Origin of the sequence: Methanolacinia paynteri (assembly GCF_000784355.1) — an archaeon.
In the GTDB taxonomy this organism is placed as follows: Archaea; Halobacteriota; Methanomicrobia; order Methanomicrobiales; family Methanomicrobiaceae; genus Methanolacinia; species Methanolacinia paynteri.
Genome location: NZ_KN360931.1, coordinates 128,831 through 145,424, shown reverse-complemented (window position 1 = coordinate 145,424; position 16,594 = coordinate 128,831). Strand labels below are relative to the sequence as shown.

Annotated in this window: 17 protein-coding genes; 2 read left to right on the top strand and 15 right to left on the bottom strand. The window is 43.6% G+C overall.

Going from position 1 to position 16,594, the window contains the following annotated elements:
• Positions 1–237: 237 nt before the first annotated feature.
• The 4 genes from METPAY_RS07695 to METPAY_RS07680 are packed head-to-tail and all read right to left on the bottom strand — an operon-like array spanning position 238 to position 3,251.
• On the bottom strand, positions 238–1,422 hold the full coding sequence (locus METPAY_RS07695; protein WP_048150969.1) for an energy-coupling factor ABC transporter ATP-binding protein: 1,185 nt from the start codon (positions 1,420–1,422) through the stop codon (positions 238–240).
• Positions 1,419–2,210: a cobalt ECF transporter T component CbiQ gene (gene cbiQ / locus METPAY_RS07690; RefSeq protein WP_245611566.1), complete on the bottom strand. Its 792-nt coding sequence runs from the start codon at positions 2,208–2,210 to the stop codon at positions 1,419–1,421. The genes METPAY_RS07695 and cbiQ overlap by 4 nt, the downstream gene beginning before the upstream one ends.
• Before the next feature lie 34 nt (positions 2,211–2,244).
• Complete coding sequence (locus METPAY_RS07685) at positions 2,245–2,556, bottom strand: energy-coupling factor ABC transporter substrate-binding protein (protein ID WP_013329694.1); 312 nt, start codon at positions 2,554–2,556, stop codon at positions 2,245–2,247.
• Positions 2,553–3,251, bottom strand: coding sequence for an energy-coupling factor ABC transporter permease (locus METPAY_RS07680; protein ID WP_048150962.1), 699 nt, complete (start codon positions 3,249–3,251; stop codon positions 2,553–2,555). The genes METPAY_RS07685 and METPAY_RS07680 overlap by 4 nt, the downstream gene beginning before the upstream one ends.
• Positions 3,252–3,428: 177 nt before the next feature.
• Between METPAY_RS07680 and METPAY_RS07675 the strand changes: the two genes are divergently transcribed.
• The gene (locus tag METPAY_RS07675) at positions 3,429–4,742 is read left to right on the top strand and encodes a cobyrinate a,c-diamide synthase (RefSeq protein WP_048150959.1); all 1,314 of its coding nucleotides are present in this window, start codon (positions 3,429–3,431) and stop codon (positions 4,740–4,742) included.
• A 57-nt stretch (positions 4,743–4,799) separates the two neighbouring features.
• Positions 4,800–4,979, top strand: a complete 180-nt coding sequence (locus METPAY_RS07670; protein ID WP_048150957.1) for a hypothetical protein — start codon at positions 4,800–4,802, stop codon at positions 4,977–4,979.
• Between the two features lie 280 nt (positions 4,980–5,259).
• Here the strand turns inward: METPAY_RS07670 and METPAY_RS07665 are convergent, their stop codons facing one another.
• From METPAY_RS07665 to METPAY_RS07615, 11 genes are all read right to left on the bottom strand, one after another.
• Positions 5,260–8,949 carry a tetratricopeptide repeat protein gene (locus METPAY_RS07665; protein WP_048150954.1) on the bottom strand — a complete coding sequence of 1,230 codons (3,690 nt, stop codon included), beginning with the start codon at positions 8,947–8,949 and terminating at the stop codon, positions 5,260–5,262.
• A gap of 400 nt (positions 8,950–9,349) precedes the next feature.
• A complete protein-coding gene (locus METPAY_RS07660; RefSeq protein WP_306413923.1) occupies positions 9,350–10,435 on the bottom strand; it encodes an endonuclease Q family protein in 1,086 nt (361 codons plus the stop codon).
• Between the two features lie 45 nt (positions 10,436–10,480).
• Positions 10,481–11,236, bottom strand: coding sequence for a proteasome assembly chaperone family protein (locus tag METPAY_RS07655; RefSeq protein WP_048150948.1), 756 nt, complete (start codon positions 11,234–11,236; stop codon positions 10,481–10,483).
• Positions 11,229–11,384 (bottom strand): RNA-protein complex protein Nop10, encoded by a 156-nt coding sequence (locus METPAY_RS07650; protein WP_013329700.1) that lies wholly within the window; start codon positions 11,382–11,384, stop codon positions 11,229–11,231. Before METPAY_RS07650 ends, METPAY_RS07655 begins: the two co-directional genes overlap by 8 nt.
• A 1-nt stretch (position 11,385) precedes the next feature.
• Positions 11,386–12,174, bottom strand: a complete 789-nt coding sequence (locus METPAY_RS07645; protein ID WP_048150945.1) for a translation initiation factor IF-2 subunit alpha — start codon at positions 12,172–12,174, stop codon at positions 11,386–11,388.
• A gap of 9 nt (positions 12,175–12,183) precedes the next feature.
• Entirely contained in the window at positions 12,184–12,372 is a 189-nt protein-coding gene (locus tag METPAY_RS07640; protein ID WP_013329702.1) for a 30S ribosomal protein S27e, read from the bottom strand.
• A 5-nt stretch (positions 12,373–12,377) separates the two neighbouring features.
• On the bottom strand, positions 12,378–12,656 hold the full coding sequence (locus tag METPAY_RS07635; RefSeq protein WP_013329703.1) for a 50S ribosomal protein L44e: 279 nt from the start codon (positions 12,654–12,656) through the stop codon (positions 12,378–12,380).
• 95 nt (positions 12,657–12,751) lie between these two features.
• Entirely contained in the window at positions 12,752–13,420 is a 669-nt protein-coding gene (locus METPAY_RS07630; protein ID WP_048150942.1) for a hypothetical protein, read from the bottom strand.
• A 2-nt stretch (positions 13,421–13,422) separates the two neighbouring features.
• Positions 13,423–14,553 carry a DNA primase catalytic subunit PriS gene (gene priS, locus METPAY_RS07625; RefSeq protein ID WP_048150941.1) on the bottom strand — a complete coding sequence of 377 codons (1,131 nt, stop codon included), beginning with the start codon at positions 14,551–14,553 and terminating at the stop codon, positions 13,423–13,425.
• Positions 14,553–16,178 carry a tRNA uridine(34) 5-carboxymethylaminomethyl modification radical SAM/GNAT enzyme Elp3 gene (locus METPAY_RS07620; RefSeq protein WP_084600728.1) on the bottom strand — a complete coding sequence of 542 codons (1,626 nt, stop codon included), beginning with the start codon at positions 16,176–16,178 and terminating at the stop codon, positions 14,553–14,555. The genes priS and METPAY_RS07620 overlap by 1 nt, the downstream gene beginning before the upstream one ends.
• Positions 16,135–16,401, bottom strand: a complete 267-nt coding sequence (locus METPAY_RS07615; protein WP_083773178.1) for a UPF0058 family protein — start codon at positions 16,399–16,401, stop codon at positions 16,135–16,137. Before METPAY_RS07615 ends, METPAY_RS07620 begins: the two co-directional genes overlap by 44 nt.
• Positions 16,402–16,594 lie beyond the last annotated feature (193 nt).

Here is a 16,594-nt window from a genome sequence, read left to right as displayed (position 1 = left end):
CTCAGTTTGCTGCGCAAACTTTCGCAAATTGTGATAAGTCACCTTCGGGATGGACAAGCATCCCTCCGGCTCCAGAGATCTTCTTCAAAAAAAATGATAAATATTCTGACTTATTTAATTCCCGGCCGAGGCTACCCGGAGGGGTAGCGTCCAGGCCGGGTTATCATCTTTACGCAGTTTTGCGGAGCAAACTGCGTCCGGGTTGCCCCGTCAGGGGCTTATACCCAACCGGTAAAATCAAGACAGTCCCACAAATTCGTCCATAGAAACGACATCGACCTGTTTCCCGCTCTCCTCACAGAACCCATTGACACGATCAATTACTCTTTTGATCATCCCACCGGTTGTAATAATCATACTGTTCTGCCCGGATATTGCCTTTAGCAGGCATTTATCGATGACACCGTATGTGAAATTCAGATCGATCCCGTCGGTTTCAGCCTTCTTCTTGGCGTAAGAACCCATCGCACCGACAAAATCGACCGTGAGTGATTCGAGACACTCCTTCAGGGATCTGTCGCCAAGCCTGTCTGCATCGACCAGATATATGGAACCGCACCTTTCGCTTTTGCCTTTATCATTTGCACCGTTCTCTCTCTCCACCAGATGAACAAAATCAAGAACAGATTTCGGGGGGCTCTCCGCTTCGGGAAGCATATCCATCTCGAACAGGGAATGATAAAGTTCGAGCAGGACAGGTCTCGATAATTTTGCATCCCGCAGTATCTTTTCATCGGAGAAGGCGCCGGAAGGATTACTACAACTTAGTATCATGCCGTCGTTCATCAGGATGATCCTGTCGGCCCACGGATATGCCAGTTCGACGTCATGGGTCGAAATTATGGTGGTCTTTCCTTCATGGTTCAGTTCGTCGAGCAGCTCCATGATGCCTTCGGAGCTTGCGGGATCGAGGGCGCTTGTCGGCTCATCGAATACAAGCACGTCGGGGTTCATAGCCAGAATACCGGCTATCGCCACCTTCTTCTTCTCTCCCCCGGAAAGCTGATGTGGAGGACGGCGCTCGAAGCCTGAAAGATCCACGTACATCAGCGCCTCGGAAACAGCCTGTTTTATCTCGTCCTCCTCATAGTCAAGATTCACCGGGCCGAATGCAACATCCTGGAATACAGTCGGGGCAATTATCTGGTGATCAGGATTCTGGAATACAAAACCGACGTTTTTTCTCAGGTCCCTTAATTTATTGCGGGTATATGAAACAGGTTCGCCCTTAAAAAAGACAGTCCCGGAACCAGGCTTCAGCATTCCGTTCAGCATAAGGAGGAGTGTCGATTTTCCTGCACCGTTCGATCCTACGAGGGCGATCTTTTCTCCTTCAAAGATCTCCAAATTGATTCCCTTAAGCGCCTTCTGGCCGTTGGGATAGCTGAATTCAACATCTTTTAACCGGATGATACTTTTCACTGGATAATGCCTCCGTAAAAATTAATATTGTTCGTCATTATCATCACCACGACGAAAACGGACAGGAAGATCACCGACAGCAGTAAAGCAGGACAGAAGAAACTACTCTGTTCTCCCATGATCGAAAATTTGCCGTTATAACACCTTGCATCCATTGCACCGATAAGCCTCTCCCCCGCGTCCCATGAGTTGATGAAAAGAGCTCCCGCCATCATCCCGAAAGAGTTGACCGAACCCTTTCTCCTCCCATAAGCCAGCCGCATGACCTGTGCACTGTGTATCATCTCCGCCTGCTCGATCAGGATGAAAATGAACCTGTAGATGAGCATCGAAAGTTCGAGGAGAAAATCCGGAACCCTGCATTTCTTCGCGAGAGTAAAAGTCTCTGTCGTCGGGGTAGTCAGCGAGATGAAAAACAGCGAACACATTCCACCGAAGACGCGGGAGAATACAAGAATGCCCTCGTTCAGGCTCCCTTTCGTCGCAGTCAGGTTGAGCACCCCGAACAGGTTGTATGAAAAAACTACATCGCCGCTGTTTCTAAGAAAAATTATCACGATGACACTGAAAATTGCGAATCCCAGAGGGATCAGGAGCAGCTTCAGGTAAAAACGCGGACTTATACCGCCGATGAATATCGTAACAAGGCTTATCGCCACTGCTATTAAAAGCGGAGTCAGAAAGCTGTTGGAAGATATGCAGATAAGTATGCAACCGAGACCCAGCACCAGTTTAACTGCAGGATTTACATCCCTTATACGACTTTCCTGCGCTATATCTTCCAACAATTCGTAATACATCAGTTCACAATTCTAAAAATAGTTAATTTGTAGTCTTTTTAATTTTTCTCTCTGTGTACCACGAGCCGAATATCCAGCCGATCAAAAGACCGCCGAATGTAGCCTGAAGTGCGAAGAGACAGGATTCGATCTCTCCTGACGGAGGAGTGAACGTGTAGTCGGAGTTATCTATCCAGGGCACATATCCCTGAGCCTCGATCATTTCCGACCCTACGCCGTCGGTTCCTGCCCAGCCTTCCTCGCCCGAAGCCTGAACCATGGTATCCGTATACAGGAATATGCCAATGAAAACGATAATCGCGATCACTGCAATTGTCTCGTAAAGATATTTCATTCTTCAATTCCTCCCTTAACTTTGTCCATCTTCTCCTGGGTCATGACTTTCATCTTAACCAGAAGCTCGGGCTTGAGTATGATGATGTACTTGAAGATAACCACGAACACGAAACCTTCGACAATCGCAAGCGGAACCTGGGTAATTGCAAAGACACCAAGGAAAGCTGCGAAGGATGCCAGGAGTCCTCCGGCGGTCGCCGGGAATGCAAGTGCAAGCTCAAGCGATGTTACACAGTAAGTGACGAGATCGCACAGGAATGCGGCAACGAACACGTTAGCAAAGAAGTTGAAGTTAATCTTGTCAAGACCTTTGAATACCCAGTAACCGACAAACGGACCTACAATTGCCATCGAGAACATGTTGGCGCCGAGTGTTGTGATACCACCATGTGCAAGGAAGAGCGCCTGGAAGAGCAGAACGATAAAACCGAGCACGGTTGTAATCCACGGGCCGAACGATATCGCCGAGAGTGCGGTTCCGGTAGGATGCGAACAACTACCTGTAACGGACGGTAACTTAAGAGCCGAAAGAACGAATATGAAACCTCCTGCGACTCCTAGAAGCGGAAGAACCTCGCGATTCTCCTCCATCAGTTTCTTCAGTTTATAGCAACCGTATATTAAACACGGAAGTGCAATAATCCACCAAATCTCCCACCAGGGACTTGGAAGAAAACCCTCCATAATATGCATTTTTCATTACCTCCTCAATAATAAATTACCAAACCCAATTAAATTGGATCTAACAAAAAATAGTTAGGTCTAAAACTATTTATTTTTACTTTTTTAGGAATCCTCAAAAAACCCAAAATCAGTTAATTATGCAAAAAACACAAAAGAATAATACCATACCGGCGATAACTGATCCTAATGATCCCCGCCATAATTATTGCAGGCACCCACAGCGGATGCGGAAAAACCACAATTGCAGGTGCTCTTATGTCTGCACTTGTAAAGAGAGGACTTAGGGTACAGCCATTCAAGGTGGGTCCTGACTTCATCGATCCCACACATCACACTGCGATATGCGGACGGCACTCAAGAAACCTCGATCCGTTCATGATGGAGGAAGACGGGGTAATCGATACATTTGTCAGGGCATGTGAAGGAGCCGACATAGCTGTAATAGAGGGTGTAATGGGCCTTTATGACGGGCTTGAAGGCGAAGATTACGGAAGCACTGCACATGTCTCGAAGATACTCGGTTGCCCCGTTGTCCTTGTTGCCGATACGAAAGGAAGCTCAAGGAGCATAAACGCGGTTGTGAAGGGCTTTGATATCTTTGACAGGAACATAGATATCACCGGAGTCATCTACAACCGGATCGGAAGCCCCCGCCACAGGGAGATGATCGAATGTTCGGTTGTCAAAAAAGCATACGGGTGGATTCCGTTCGAGAAAGGGAAAAGTGTGGAAAGCCGTCACCTCGGAATACAGATGGCCTATGAGACCAGTTCGATCTCGGAGTTCGGAGATGTGCTGGAGGATAACTGTAACATAGATGAAATAATTGAAGATGCAAAAAGCAATTTCGATTATAAAGAAACCGACGGGGAAAAAGCATCCGGGGACTGTAAAATAAGGATCGGGGTTGCCTATGACAGGGCGTTCAACTTTTATTATGCGGATAATTTCGATCTTCTAAGGCGTAACGGGGCAGAACTGATCTTCTTCAGCCCTATATCCGGCAGGCTGCCTGATGTCGACGCACTTTATTTCGGCGGGGGCTATCCGGAACTTTTCGGAGAAGAGCTTGAGGGATCGAAATGCAGGGAAGATGTTAAAAAGGCTGCAGACTCCGGAATGCCTGTATATGCAGAATGCGGCGGCCTGACATATCTCACAGAAAGAATAGAGATCGACGGCAAAAAATCAAAGATGTGCGGGCTTATTCCCGCAGAGACCATAAAGATGGACAGGTTCCAGGCACTCGGATATGTCGATGCCGAATGTACTGTTTCAGACTGCATAATACCCAAAGGCACATGCTACAGGGGGCATGAATTCCATTATACAAGACTGACCGGACTTGAGGATGTTAAATATGCGCTAAAACTGAAGAGAGGCAGGGGAATAGAAGACGGAAAAGACGGGATCTATACCAATAATATTCTCGCCGGATATACTCATGCTTATTTTACGGATAAATTCGCAAAAACCCTGATTGAGACCAAATTCCAATAAAATAAGCCATTACCATTTATTATATAAACTTTAAAAGGGCAAATAATTCAAGCATATATGATCTCAAAAAAGATCCTTGAAGACGGTGAAACGTTTTCACTCATTATCCAGCTGACCGATATAGCGACGGCTGCACATGAAAGAGGAGATCTGGATACCAGGGACAAGGCGCTTGAAGAGATCAAAGAGATAAGAAAACAGATTCTCGGACAGATTAAAGAGAGCAGTTCTGATTGATAATTTAAAACTTTAAAATCCTCAGATCAGCATTTGGAGTTCAAATCCAATACCCCCACTAAAAGGGTGAGTGGATTGAACCAGATTCTTTTAAATTTTTTAATCAGGACTTACAAATATCAAGACCTATACGGCCCTCCTATTCTTCAAATAAAAGCAATATCAACAATTCCGGAGAATCCGGAATTTTGTTTAGATGAAAGGATTTTTTGATAAATTAAATGATTGAAAAAATCAGTATATAAAAATTAGAGGGAAATAAATTTAATTTTTTTAAATATTAAAAATACGTTGCCAAATTAAAAAAGGTATTTAGGGTGGGGAGATGGTCTGTTGTTAAAATTTCAACCTTAATTTTGTAATAATATAACTGTTCATATTTTTTGGAATAATCAATGATTTGATCATTCTTTTTTATCTCATCACAATTTTTCATCCCATTACAATATTTTTTTATTTCTTTGTATTGAATAATAATTTCATCGTAAAAACAGCAAAGATTCAAATAATCTTGTTCCGTATTCTCTTTTGCGAGTTCTATTAAATCAATAAACTTAATTTTAACGGATTTCTTATTGGATCTCAAGAATCTACCAGAATTCTTTAACTTGTCAATAAGAGGACCTTTATCATATGGGCAACATATTTCTTCAATATTGACCTCCAGTTTTTTATTATACAAATCCAACCCTTTTTTAGGATTCTTTGGATCTAAATACTTTGAATCTAAATATAATCTGCTTAAATTTAGAACAGCCCCCATATAAAGGCAATGCAATCCATTAACCGGCCCATATTTCATTGAAAGTTTAAGAATTTTGATATATCCCTCTTCTGCCTTATTAAGACATTCTTTATCGTTTTTAAATAGTCCATAAATATAACGGGCATTGGACAAATTCAATAAACTAGCGATATAATAAATATTATCCTTATCATTCTTATCTTTGTAAAAATTTTCAGCAAGTTCAAAGGCTTCTTCAATTTTTTTCAATCCAGTTTCAAATTCTCCACAGGCATAATGAATTCTTGTTAAATTCTGTTTGGGAAGAATAAAACTAGGATGAGAATCACTTAATCCCTTTGGTTTTATTTTTTCTGCCTCTAAACATAATTTTTTAGCTTCATTGTACCTTTTTAAATTATATAATACTTTTATTTTTATCAATAACATAGAGAGGTAATCTAAATTTACGTTATATTCTGAATTTATATTTTCTTCTAAATGTATATTATAATCTGAATTTATATTTTCTTCTAAATGTATATTATAATCTGAATTTATATTATAATCCGAACTTATATTATATTCAAAACAGACCCTGCCTTCAAAACAGATAATATCTTCTAAATACACATTATCTTCCAAATGTAGATTATATTCTAAATATACATTATATTCTAAACATATATTATATTCTGGGTTTTTTAATTCTTCATCACACAATTTTAAGGCAGTTCGAAAACAAGACTGAGGATCTGAATAAACACTAAATTTATTATCAATTTTATTTATTTCGGAAAGAATATCAGAAGGCATTTCTAGGATTGAATATGTTTTCAGATATTCCCCATATTCATTAATATGCATAGCCTTTAGCATCAAACATATTATTCCCAACGAAGGAAACTTTTCTAAAGAACCAATTTCTTTTCTAATTTGACTTCCTTTATCTACACAACAGAATGCTAATTTGTAATTTCCTAATTCCATATTTAAAAATGAAACATACAAAAGACCTGCTGCATATAAATGATTTTTTTCACCTCCAAAGACAATTTTACGAATTTCCAAGGCTTTATCCATAATTTTTAATGCTAAATCATTATTAAAATCTAGTCGAAATATGACCCCATAAATCGAAAAACTAGCTGCGAGATCTTTATGGTTTAAACGATGCTCATTATCTTTTTGGCCTAAAACATACTCTTTATAGCGAATATAAGTGGCAATGCTACAGTTTTGTTTAGCTAACTCTAACCTCCCCCAATCGTTGTATAAACGAGCCAAATGACCGACTGATGTTGCATAATTGATTTTCTTACCGTATTTTTTACATATTATCTCCTTTGCATGGATTAATTTGCCTTCAGCATTAAAATAGTCCCCATTTATAAAATAATAATTTGCTTGGAGTGTAAGTAAATTTGCATATAAAAGATATTCAGTGCCTAAATTTATACGAATAAATCGTAATATTTCGCTCAATACCGAAATAAATTTATTATTAAAACGGTAGTCACCCTTTGAATTAAGATCTTCCAATTTTATTGATTGAATTATTTCAATACAGAAATTAATTATATCCAAGTCATATTCAATATTACCTGTATGCCCATTTGCTTTATATTTTAAACGTTCAAGCATAGTCTTTACTTCATCTAGCTTCTGTGGAAAATTATTAATTTCTTGTTTATCTCCAAATATTCCTGTAGATCTTTCATATAATATAATGCAGAAATACGTAAGGATAAATGAATACTGAGGGTAAACTGAATACAATTCTTCTTGATCCAAATCACTCAAGTAATAATTAAGTTTTTGAAGGATATCATCAAAATCCTTTTTACCATTATCAATGTACTGATAAAAGAAATAAAAAAAACCCCATCCTATAGCAACCAATGCTGTTTCCAATTTTTTAGAGTAAGCATTTTTATAAGCTAGATCTAAAAAGATTATAGAATCACTGTATAATATTTCACTTAGTTTTTGAGACGGATCGTCATGTTTTTGATTGTAATGTTTCAATTTTCTTTCTAAATTGATAATTCCCTGAGCATAAATTGTTAAGATTTCAATTATAATAATAAAACCGCGTTCATACTTACTCTCGACAGACATTGAGCAGCAATCTTTTAAAGTAAAGATAAACAAGGAGTTAATTTCTTCTTTTTGTATTGGAGCAACATCTGATGCTTGAATTTTACCCTTCAAAAATGGAATTTTACTCTTCAAATATGTGAATTTACTTTTCAAATATGTAAATTTACTCTTCAAATATGTGAATTTACTCTTCAAATATGTGAATTTACTCTTCAAATATGTGAATTTACTCTTCAAATATGTAATTATAACCTTCGAATTTAAAGAAATTCTAAACAATTCTTTTGAACTATCTTGAAAAAAAGGAGTGAAAAAAAAGCAGTGATCCTTTTTTTTCAAACATACAAATTCAGAATTATCACACTCATTCGGTATTTCTATAGAATTGTTACATTCATTAGCATCCGTTTCTTTATTCTGGCAGAAAGAATCAAATAATTCTTTTTGAAGTTGATATAATCCGTGAAAAAAAGTAGAACTTTCATGATTTAATATTGATTTTGATAAAATATCTAATATTTGTTGAATATAAAAATCACTATCTTTTTCAGAGGTTTTTTCTGGAATTATAGTTTTTTTAAGATCTAAAGTGAGTCTATCTAGAGTCTTTTTAACATTTGTGTATTGAACAATGTATACTATTAATCTCGAAAAACTACAGAAGAGATATGAAATTATGAATATTATCAAAAGATATAATGAGCCTAAAAGTAATGGAAAGTCGTGATCTTCATTATTTAATATATCTATAAAAATAAGAGCTAAGATTTCAATTACAATAAAACAGGCATAGAAAATTAAAGTATACTTAACTTTTTTGTCAGTTATCACCGCATCTGTCGCACTAGGAGTTTGATATCTTCCCATTAGCTGAGAAATTACAATTAATGTCGATAATATTAAAGAGATAAAAGCTACCTGAATTTCAATTACTGTAACCAAGAGAGAGTGTAAATATTGAAAATCAGAATGAACATAATTTAGATGCCAGCAACCTTTATAATAATCATTATTGAAATTTGAAAAAATAATATCGCACTCATATAAATATGCTAATATTATGATGAAAAAAAATAACACAAATAGTATAAAAGAAGTAAAACCAAAATATTCCTTAATGATTGAAAAATATTTATTTCTCATTTAATAATTAGTAATTATTGCAAAATTAATATTAATATTTTGGTTTTATAGAAACTCGGATTATTAAAACATTCATGCATAAAGCTCCCTAGAAGATGCAGAACTGAAGTATCTCTTCAATTCCCCGTATCCAAAGATCCCTCGCCAACTCCCAAAACGGAAACATCTCTTCTCGAAGTGATCGCCTCCGCCGGCACCCTGTGCAGGACATACATCACCAAGCAGGCGACCGCATTTTAGTTGTCCCCGTCCTCCCTCTTGACAAACCCTTAACCTGCTGACCGGGCTCACGAACCGCCCCGATGATCACCTAAAAGTACGACGTGAAACCCGGCCACCCAAAATCAAAAAAAAAGAAAACGAAGTTATGACGAATCAGAACCCTGTCCGTGTTATATAATCACTCCAGATCAAAACCGCCGTACTTCCCGCCACCACCGGGATGAAGCACGACATCTTCGTTTCTGAATTTTATTATTGCTTCCGCCGTCTTCTCATCAACGGAAGAGAGCCTTTCATAAGGGATATCGAGCAGGATCGAAATTTCATCTCCAAGGCTTTCGATAAAAGATTTGTAAAGACCTGCACATTTCTTTGTACCGGGAGATGAAGCACCCACGGTCTTCTGTATTATCTCCCCGAGAGGAATAATATGCATGTAAGGGGGCCGGTTCCCGGGCCGGGCCTTCTCATCGCTGTGGGAGAAAGCCCTGTCGCGGACTCCCATCTTGATGCTCCCGCCGTCATCCGGGCATCTCCATGAAAGTCCCTCGGCCTCGGAAACGGAAAACTGCCTGTAGCAGCGGGTGCATGCGGTCCGGTTGTATTTTCCCTCTTCGGGGAAGAAACCGGCATTAAGCACGATCTTTCCCCCGAACACGGCATCGAGGATCGACCTTATGCTTCGATCGGAAATGTCGAGCCTGTTGAACTCCCGCCCGAGTTTATGAAGCTGCGGGCTGTGTGCGTCGGAGTTGGAGAGGAAGGGAACTCCGGAGAGTTCGGGTATTTGTTCCCCGTAAGACGTATCCGCACTGAGGCCGAGTTCGAGAAAATCAACCGGCTCGCCCCTGTAACATTCGCAAAGGGAATCGAATCTCCCATACATGCCAGTCCAGGGGGTGAAGGCATGAGCAGGACCTATGTATGCTCCGGCTTCGTGCACGATCTTTGCGATCCTCCCGCCGTCAAGATTCACGTGCGGCCTGCCGTCGGAGTCGATATTTTTAGAATACGGCCTGAAATCTTCGGCGATAGTCTGAGCCTGATCGAAATCCTCCATCAGGATCAGGTGATGAACCCTTCCTTCCGCCTGAACCTCTGTAGTAGGGATAACCGTTACATCCTTTCCGCCGCCGGGGCCGTAATCAGCCCACATCTTTCTCCAGACAGGATGCAGTGCATCGCCTGAACCGAGAATGTCAAGCCCTTTGATCAGGCACGAATTAATAAGATTTTCAGGAGTTGTGTTTTTGGACGAAGCCATCGAAAAAAGAGAATGTATATGGAAATCCGCATTGCAGATCATACATCACCCGATATAGCTCAGTTCGTCCTCTGTCTTCATCTGTTCCATCGTCTTGAGCCTTTCAAGGAAGACTTCCATCTCGGACGCCCTCTCCTGGAGTTTTGCGGAGTCTATACTTATTCCGAGCATCTTTGAAAGAACAGCAAGTAGACAGTTCGAGCTCTTCGGATCGACGATATAGCCGGACGTCTCGCCCATCAGGCAGATACCCTCCATTCCGCGTTTTGCCCCGAGGCCGAGAAGGAGGCCCGAAGCTCCGATGATACCTCCGCCGGGCTCGTCCTGTGCAAAAACAGCCCCGGCATTTGTGACCTCTTCCTTAAGTTTTTCGTCATTGACGGCCGCGATGACACGGATGTCCTGAATGAGACGGCCCACGCCGTATCCCCCGAGAGTGTAGATCCGCTTTATACCCAGTTTTTCCGCAATATCGAGATAGGTATCCGTAAGAATGTAGTGACCTTCGGCAGAGCCGCTCTGGAAATCACCGACCAGAAACATTATTCTTATTTCTTCGTCGGCATACCTGTAGATCTCGTTTTTCGGGAGATGTGCGACTCCTGCCTCGTCGACGAGAACCTGGGGTGGGAAAAAAATGGATCTGATCTCTGCGATCTTCTCTGCACCAAGCTCTTCCATCATGTGTTCGGCCGCAAGTTTCCCTACCTGCCCCACACCCGGAAGCCCCTCGATCATAACGTCGCATGAAAAATCGTCGGAATCGCTGCCAAAAAAATCTACAGATATATCTTCAATCATCTTTTATCTCCCTCCTGTATTTCCCGTAGGCATCCTGAGGAGAATACCGGGGAGGATGCGCATTAAAAGTTTCCTTCCCGCATACAGGACATATTGAGGAAAGGGTATAATGCCCGTCATCGGGGCATTTTCTGATCCTCTTGCTCATATCAGTTCTTACCGGACTTCTGCTTACGGACGAACTCGCCGTAACCGTCGGCTCTCTCGACAACTCCGATAGCTGCTTTGGCGACTTTGTTTATAGCTTTTTCAGCAGATTTGTAATCGGGAGCAGTAACTTTTACCCGGTATTTTGGCGCACCGACATAGAAAAGTTCGATCTCGACATCTTCTTCCACTTTGGGGTTTGCACTCCGGAGCGCCCTGCGAATTACATTTACCCCGTCGGGTTTGTTCGATGTCAGAATCAGCGTACCTGAAATTGTAACTTTGGGAAGTTTAACATTGTCGTTTGCAATAGACACCAGCGAATCGGCGACCTTCTTTTCCAGATCGAGCTTTTTGAGTGTCGTCTCTTCGTCGATCAGGATATCCTCGAAAACGGGGAATAAGGCACCGTATTCTCTATAGAATATCTTCTCGATCTCGTCTCCGGGAAAACCGCTTGCTTCGGATATGAACTCTATCCATTTCCTTGCTTTCTGCTCGTTTTTCCACTCGTTGATCTTTTCTTTCCGCTGGTGATCGTTGACATCCTTCAGTGAGAGATCGATATGTCCGCGGCTTTTGTTTACATGGAGAACTTTGCAAACTACCTTCTGCCCTTCCCGTACGAAGTCGCGGATGTGTTTGATCCAGCCACGCGCAACTTCTGCAATCGGGATTAAGCCTTCGTTGTTATTGTATTCATCCAGGGTGACGAATGCAACAAAATCCTTGACACTCGTCACCGTGCAGACTACAAGTTCTCCTTCTTCAGGCCACTCTCTCTCGTACATGTATAACGGTTACTCGTTGGCGGCAATAATCTCTGCCTTTATCTTTGCATTGCCGCCGCTGGGCTCTGCCAGAACCTTACCGCAGACAACACAGTTTACGACTGTGCTTGCCCTCTGGAAGATTACCTGTTCGTTTTCGCAGTCCGGACACTTGACAGTGTAGAATTTTGTCCTGTTATCTCTGTTTACTCTGACCATTATAATCACTCCGTAAGTTCGAATTTACCGGCCTTGACTCCCGATCTGAGGTGAGCCTTGCCGCACTTTGTGCACCTGTATCTCACGTTGATCCTCTTTGTGGGTTTGTCTCCACCGGGCACTTTCGAGAACTTACCCATGTTGCCGACCTTGCTTCTGCGACCTTTCTGGCGGTCGATCCAGTGAAGGTGAAGGTCACGGCCCTTCTTTACCCTTTCGACCTCGTGGATCTCGTGTGTTCTGCAATACGGACAATATGTCTTGAATTTTGTTGGCATCTTCATAAAATCTCAAGCCCCTTAAGCTGATATATTCACCAGGATCCATAAGACCTGGAATCTTAGAAATCAGGTATTGATTATCCTGATAAATCTCATTATTATTTGCCAACCCTAATATTTAAGGCTATGTTGCGGGTGTACAACACGGACGCATTTTTCTCCGGCAGCATAACAATGTCCTCTTTCGAGAGTGTATATATCCTGCCGTCAAGCCCCATAAAAGAGTCGATATCCTCCGAAACATAAACCGGCTCGTAACCCTGCGTTTCGTCTGCCGGAACAGCCTCATCTTCGGGGATAATACCGGCATCCGGAAGGAAGGATTCACCGGATTCCATTACAGGGATGGAAATTTCATCGACTGCCGCAGGCGTGGACAGCGACTCCATATCGGGCTCGATCATCCTGCTCCTGCATGCCTTTACGGATTTAAGGATCTCCTCGTACATCTCCCTCTCGGGAGGAAGCATCCTTTTCAGCTCCTCTTTATCCGTTCTTCCGCCCTGGACGGTTACAAGTGCGAGTTTTATAATTTTGTTGAGGCGGAGGGACGAGATGTCCTGGAGCGTAGACGTAACGCTCTCGATCTCATCGATCAGCTCGCTCACACGTCGGGTGCTGAAATTATCGATGGATTTCTCTTTCGCCTCGGAGTACAGCTCCTGGAGATATTCCGCAGAATCCCTGAATGTCTCGTGGCTGATCTCGGCAAGCCTGCCGCTGTCCCTTTCCTCTAAAATAATCAGCCTTAGGTAATCAAGATCCATCCCTATCTCCCGCTGCCCGCATATCTTCCCGCACCTCTTGCGCACAGGAAGACTGCAAGAGCTTCAGGTACAGTATTTATCCCTTTTTCTAGTGAATATGTGTTTCCGAGAACAGGCATCGCAAGGCTGAAACCCATATCGACCTTTACCGGGGATTCGCCGAACACAACGGCGTCTACAAGCGGATCGAACCCTTCGAGCTCCTTAACCGTGAGCGGCACCACCCGAAAGCCGCTGCCACCGTGGAGAGAACCGGGCATACGGATCAGCCTTTTTATGTCGGTGGTCACCGGTTCGTCCGTCAGGGCGGCTCTCTCGCGGATCTTTTCGACAAGAGGGCCTTCCTCCTGCTCCAGGACCTTCCCGAGAGTGCCGAAAACGGGAACATCCTTCTTCCCGCTCCTGATCCTCTTCGAAGTATCCTTTAAGGAATCGACAAAAGACTCAGCCGACGGATCGCCTACTCCTTTTATGGCGCCTATGGTTTTGACGGCGTCTTTGCGATCTGCATTCTGGAGATCGTCGAAGTATTCGAGAACTGCGGACCGGTATCTCGCAGACCATCCTGTGTCGCGGTGTCCGGACAGCATAAAACCGGGATCGATTCCTATTCCGCAGACATAATCGACAAGCTCGCGTCTCTCCGGACTGCCCCACTGCCTTGTCTCAAGATTCCTGATATGGATGTGATACCCCCTTCCGCCCGAGAATACGATGCTTATGTCCCTGTTCAGGAAGCCGAGTTCGCCGGTCAGCATATCCAGCAGTTTGAAGACTTCTTCCTTTACGCGGTCGAGCATCACGTCGTAGGCCCCCCTCATGATATGATCGGCGTCGAGATCGAATACTAGGTCGGCACCGGACCAGACCTTCTCCTGCATGGTGGATGCGGAAGGAAGATGGTAATATGCCGTGGAATGATAGGCGTGCCTGGGCACCATCGAACGCATATATGCCTCAACCTCGCTCTTCGAGCCGAAACCGATATGCCTCCTCATCCTTACCTCGCCGTCGGGCTCGAAGAATATGAAACCCCATTCGCGTTGCTCGGTTGCAGGAGGAAACATAAAAGTGGCGGTTTTGTAATATTCCTCAAAACGCCTTTTCAGGTATTCGAAGGTTGCGGCATCCATTATAATTCCTTAACCATATATGGGCCGCTTCTATTGTATCCTTTTTTCCTGTAATAAGGCCGTACACCGATACCGCTCATTATACCGACACTTCCGTATCCGGCTTCTCCTGCGACTCTCTCGGCCTCCTTTAAGAGACGGTCCCCGAAATTCCTGTGCTGCCATTCGTTCGGGCCCGCCTTTTCCGCAATAGGTACGACGGCTCCGTATACATGGAGCTCACGGACGAGGGCCGAATCGAGAATCTCCTCTCTCCACGGATCGGCGGGGAATCTCAGGCGGATAAAACCGATGAGAGATTCTCCCGAAACATAGCGGATGAAGAACTCGTCGCCGCCGCAGCACCTGTACCTGATCGTATCGATCTCCGGCGGTTCGCTGATCTCATTTCGTCCCGCCTCGCTGCATCTTATGCACTTGCACCGTCCACCCGTGCTTTCAAGCCTCTCTTTTGCAAGCTGGCGGAAGTTGCTGAAATGCGATCCCCGCAGTATCAGTTTTGCAGGAATATCCCTCTGGACTCTCTGGAGACGGACGTATTGCGGGAGCTTCGATTTACCGTATGCCACGAGATCGATGAGATCGTCCTCGTCGTAGACATCGTATTGTCCGGATCGCCACAGCTCCTCGATCTCCGAGCCAGGCGTTACAAGAGTGGGATAGATCTTCAAAAAATCCGGGCAGAACCTCTCGTCTGTAAACAGGAGATCGAACATCTTCTTGTCGTCTTCTATAGTTGCCGAAGGAAGGTTGGGCATCACGTGAAATCCGACCTTGAGGCCCGCATCCCTCAGTAGACGGTTCGCCTCCTCAGTCGCCTCGACACCGTGACCCCTGCGGTTGTATTCGAGGATCCTGTTTTCGATCTGCTGGACGCCGAGCTCGACCTTCGTAACCCCGAGGGCGAGCATATCGTCGATATGCTCCTTCATGCACCAGTCGGGCCTTGTCTCGAAGGTCGCCGCAATGCACCTGACCCTGGCGGTCTCGTTCTCTTCGCAAAGTTCTTCGAAGCCGAAGATATCGCCGCGATCCTCCCCGCCGTATTCGTTCATCGCACGGATACACGATCTCATGAACCAGTTCCTGTACTCGGAGTCCCTGGCGGTTATGGTTCCGCCCATGACTATGAGCTCCGCCTTGTCAACGTGATGTCCGAGCTCCTCGAACTGCCTCAGTCTCGCCTGCACCTGGGTGTAAGGATCGTATTCGTGCTGCCTCGCACGAAGGGCCGCCGGCTCTTCTCCGGTATAACTCTGGGGAGAGCCGAACGGGTGCTCCGGTCCTCCGGGGCAGGGAAGGCATTTGCCATGCGGGCACTTGTGTGGAGAAGTCATGACAGCCACCGGGGCCACCCCGGAGATCGTCCTTGCCGGCTTCACCTGGAGATACGCACGGAGAATTTCCCTTTCCTCATCATCCACCGCTGCCGCGAATATCTCCGAATTCTTCGGCATCCGCTCAAGAGAATATTTTCTGCAGACCGATGCCTTGATCTTCTGGATATCAGACTGATCTTTTGCTTCGGATTTAATCAGGGAGATTATCTCCCTTAAAAAAAAAATTGAATCTTTGGATTGTTTAGTGTTCAACAGCAACCTCTTCAGTACCAGTCCCCGGAGCATATCCCACGTTCTGGATCTGCTCGTTCTGAAGATATCCCACGAGTTCTTTTCCAAGAGTCAGAATTGCCTCTTTGTGGCAGACTTTATTCTTGTGAATGTGAACCGGAGAAATGTTTAATTCGTCATAATGAGTTGTAAGTACGTCTTCGTTTCTAACCGATTCATAGTACTTTTTTACATGCACCAAAAGCATGTGTAGATGTAATAATTCCTCTTTCTGCACTAGATCACCAATCCTTACAAATTAACTTCAGTCAAAAGCAGATATAATTTATTGGTGATCTTTATATCTGACCTTGTGCAGTCGTCTGAAACAACAAAGAGATCAGCAATCCCGGATGATTGATCCGAAGCTGAAAACACCATAAAATTTGAATTTAATTCAATAGCCCACGATCAGGTTATTTAATTTGTTT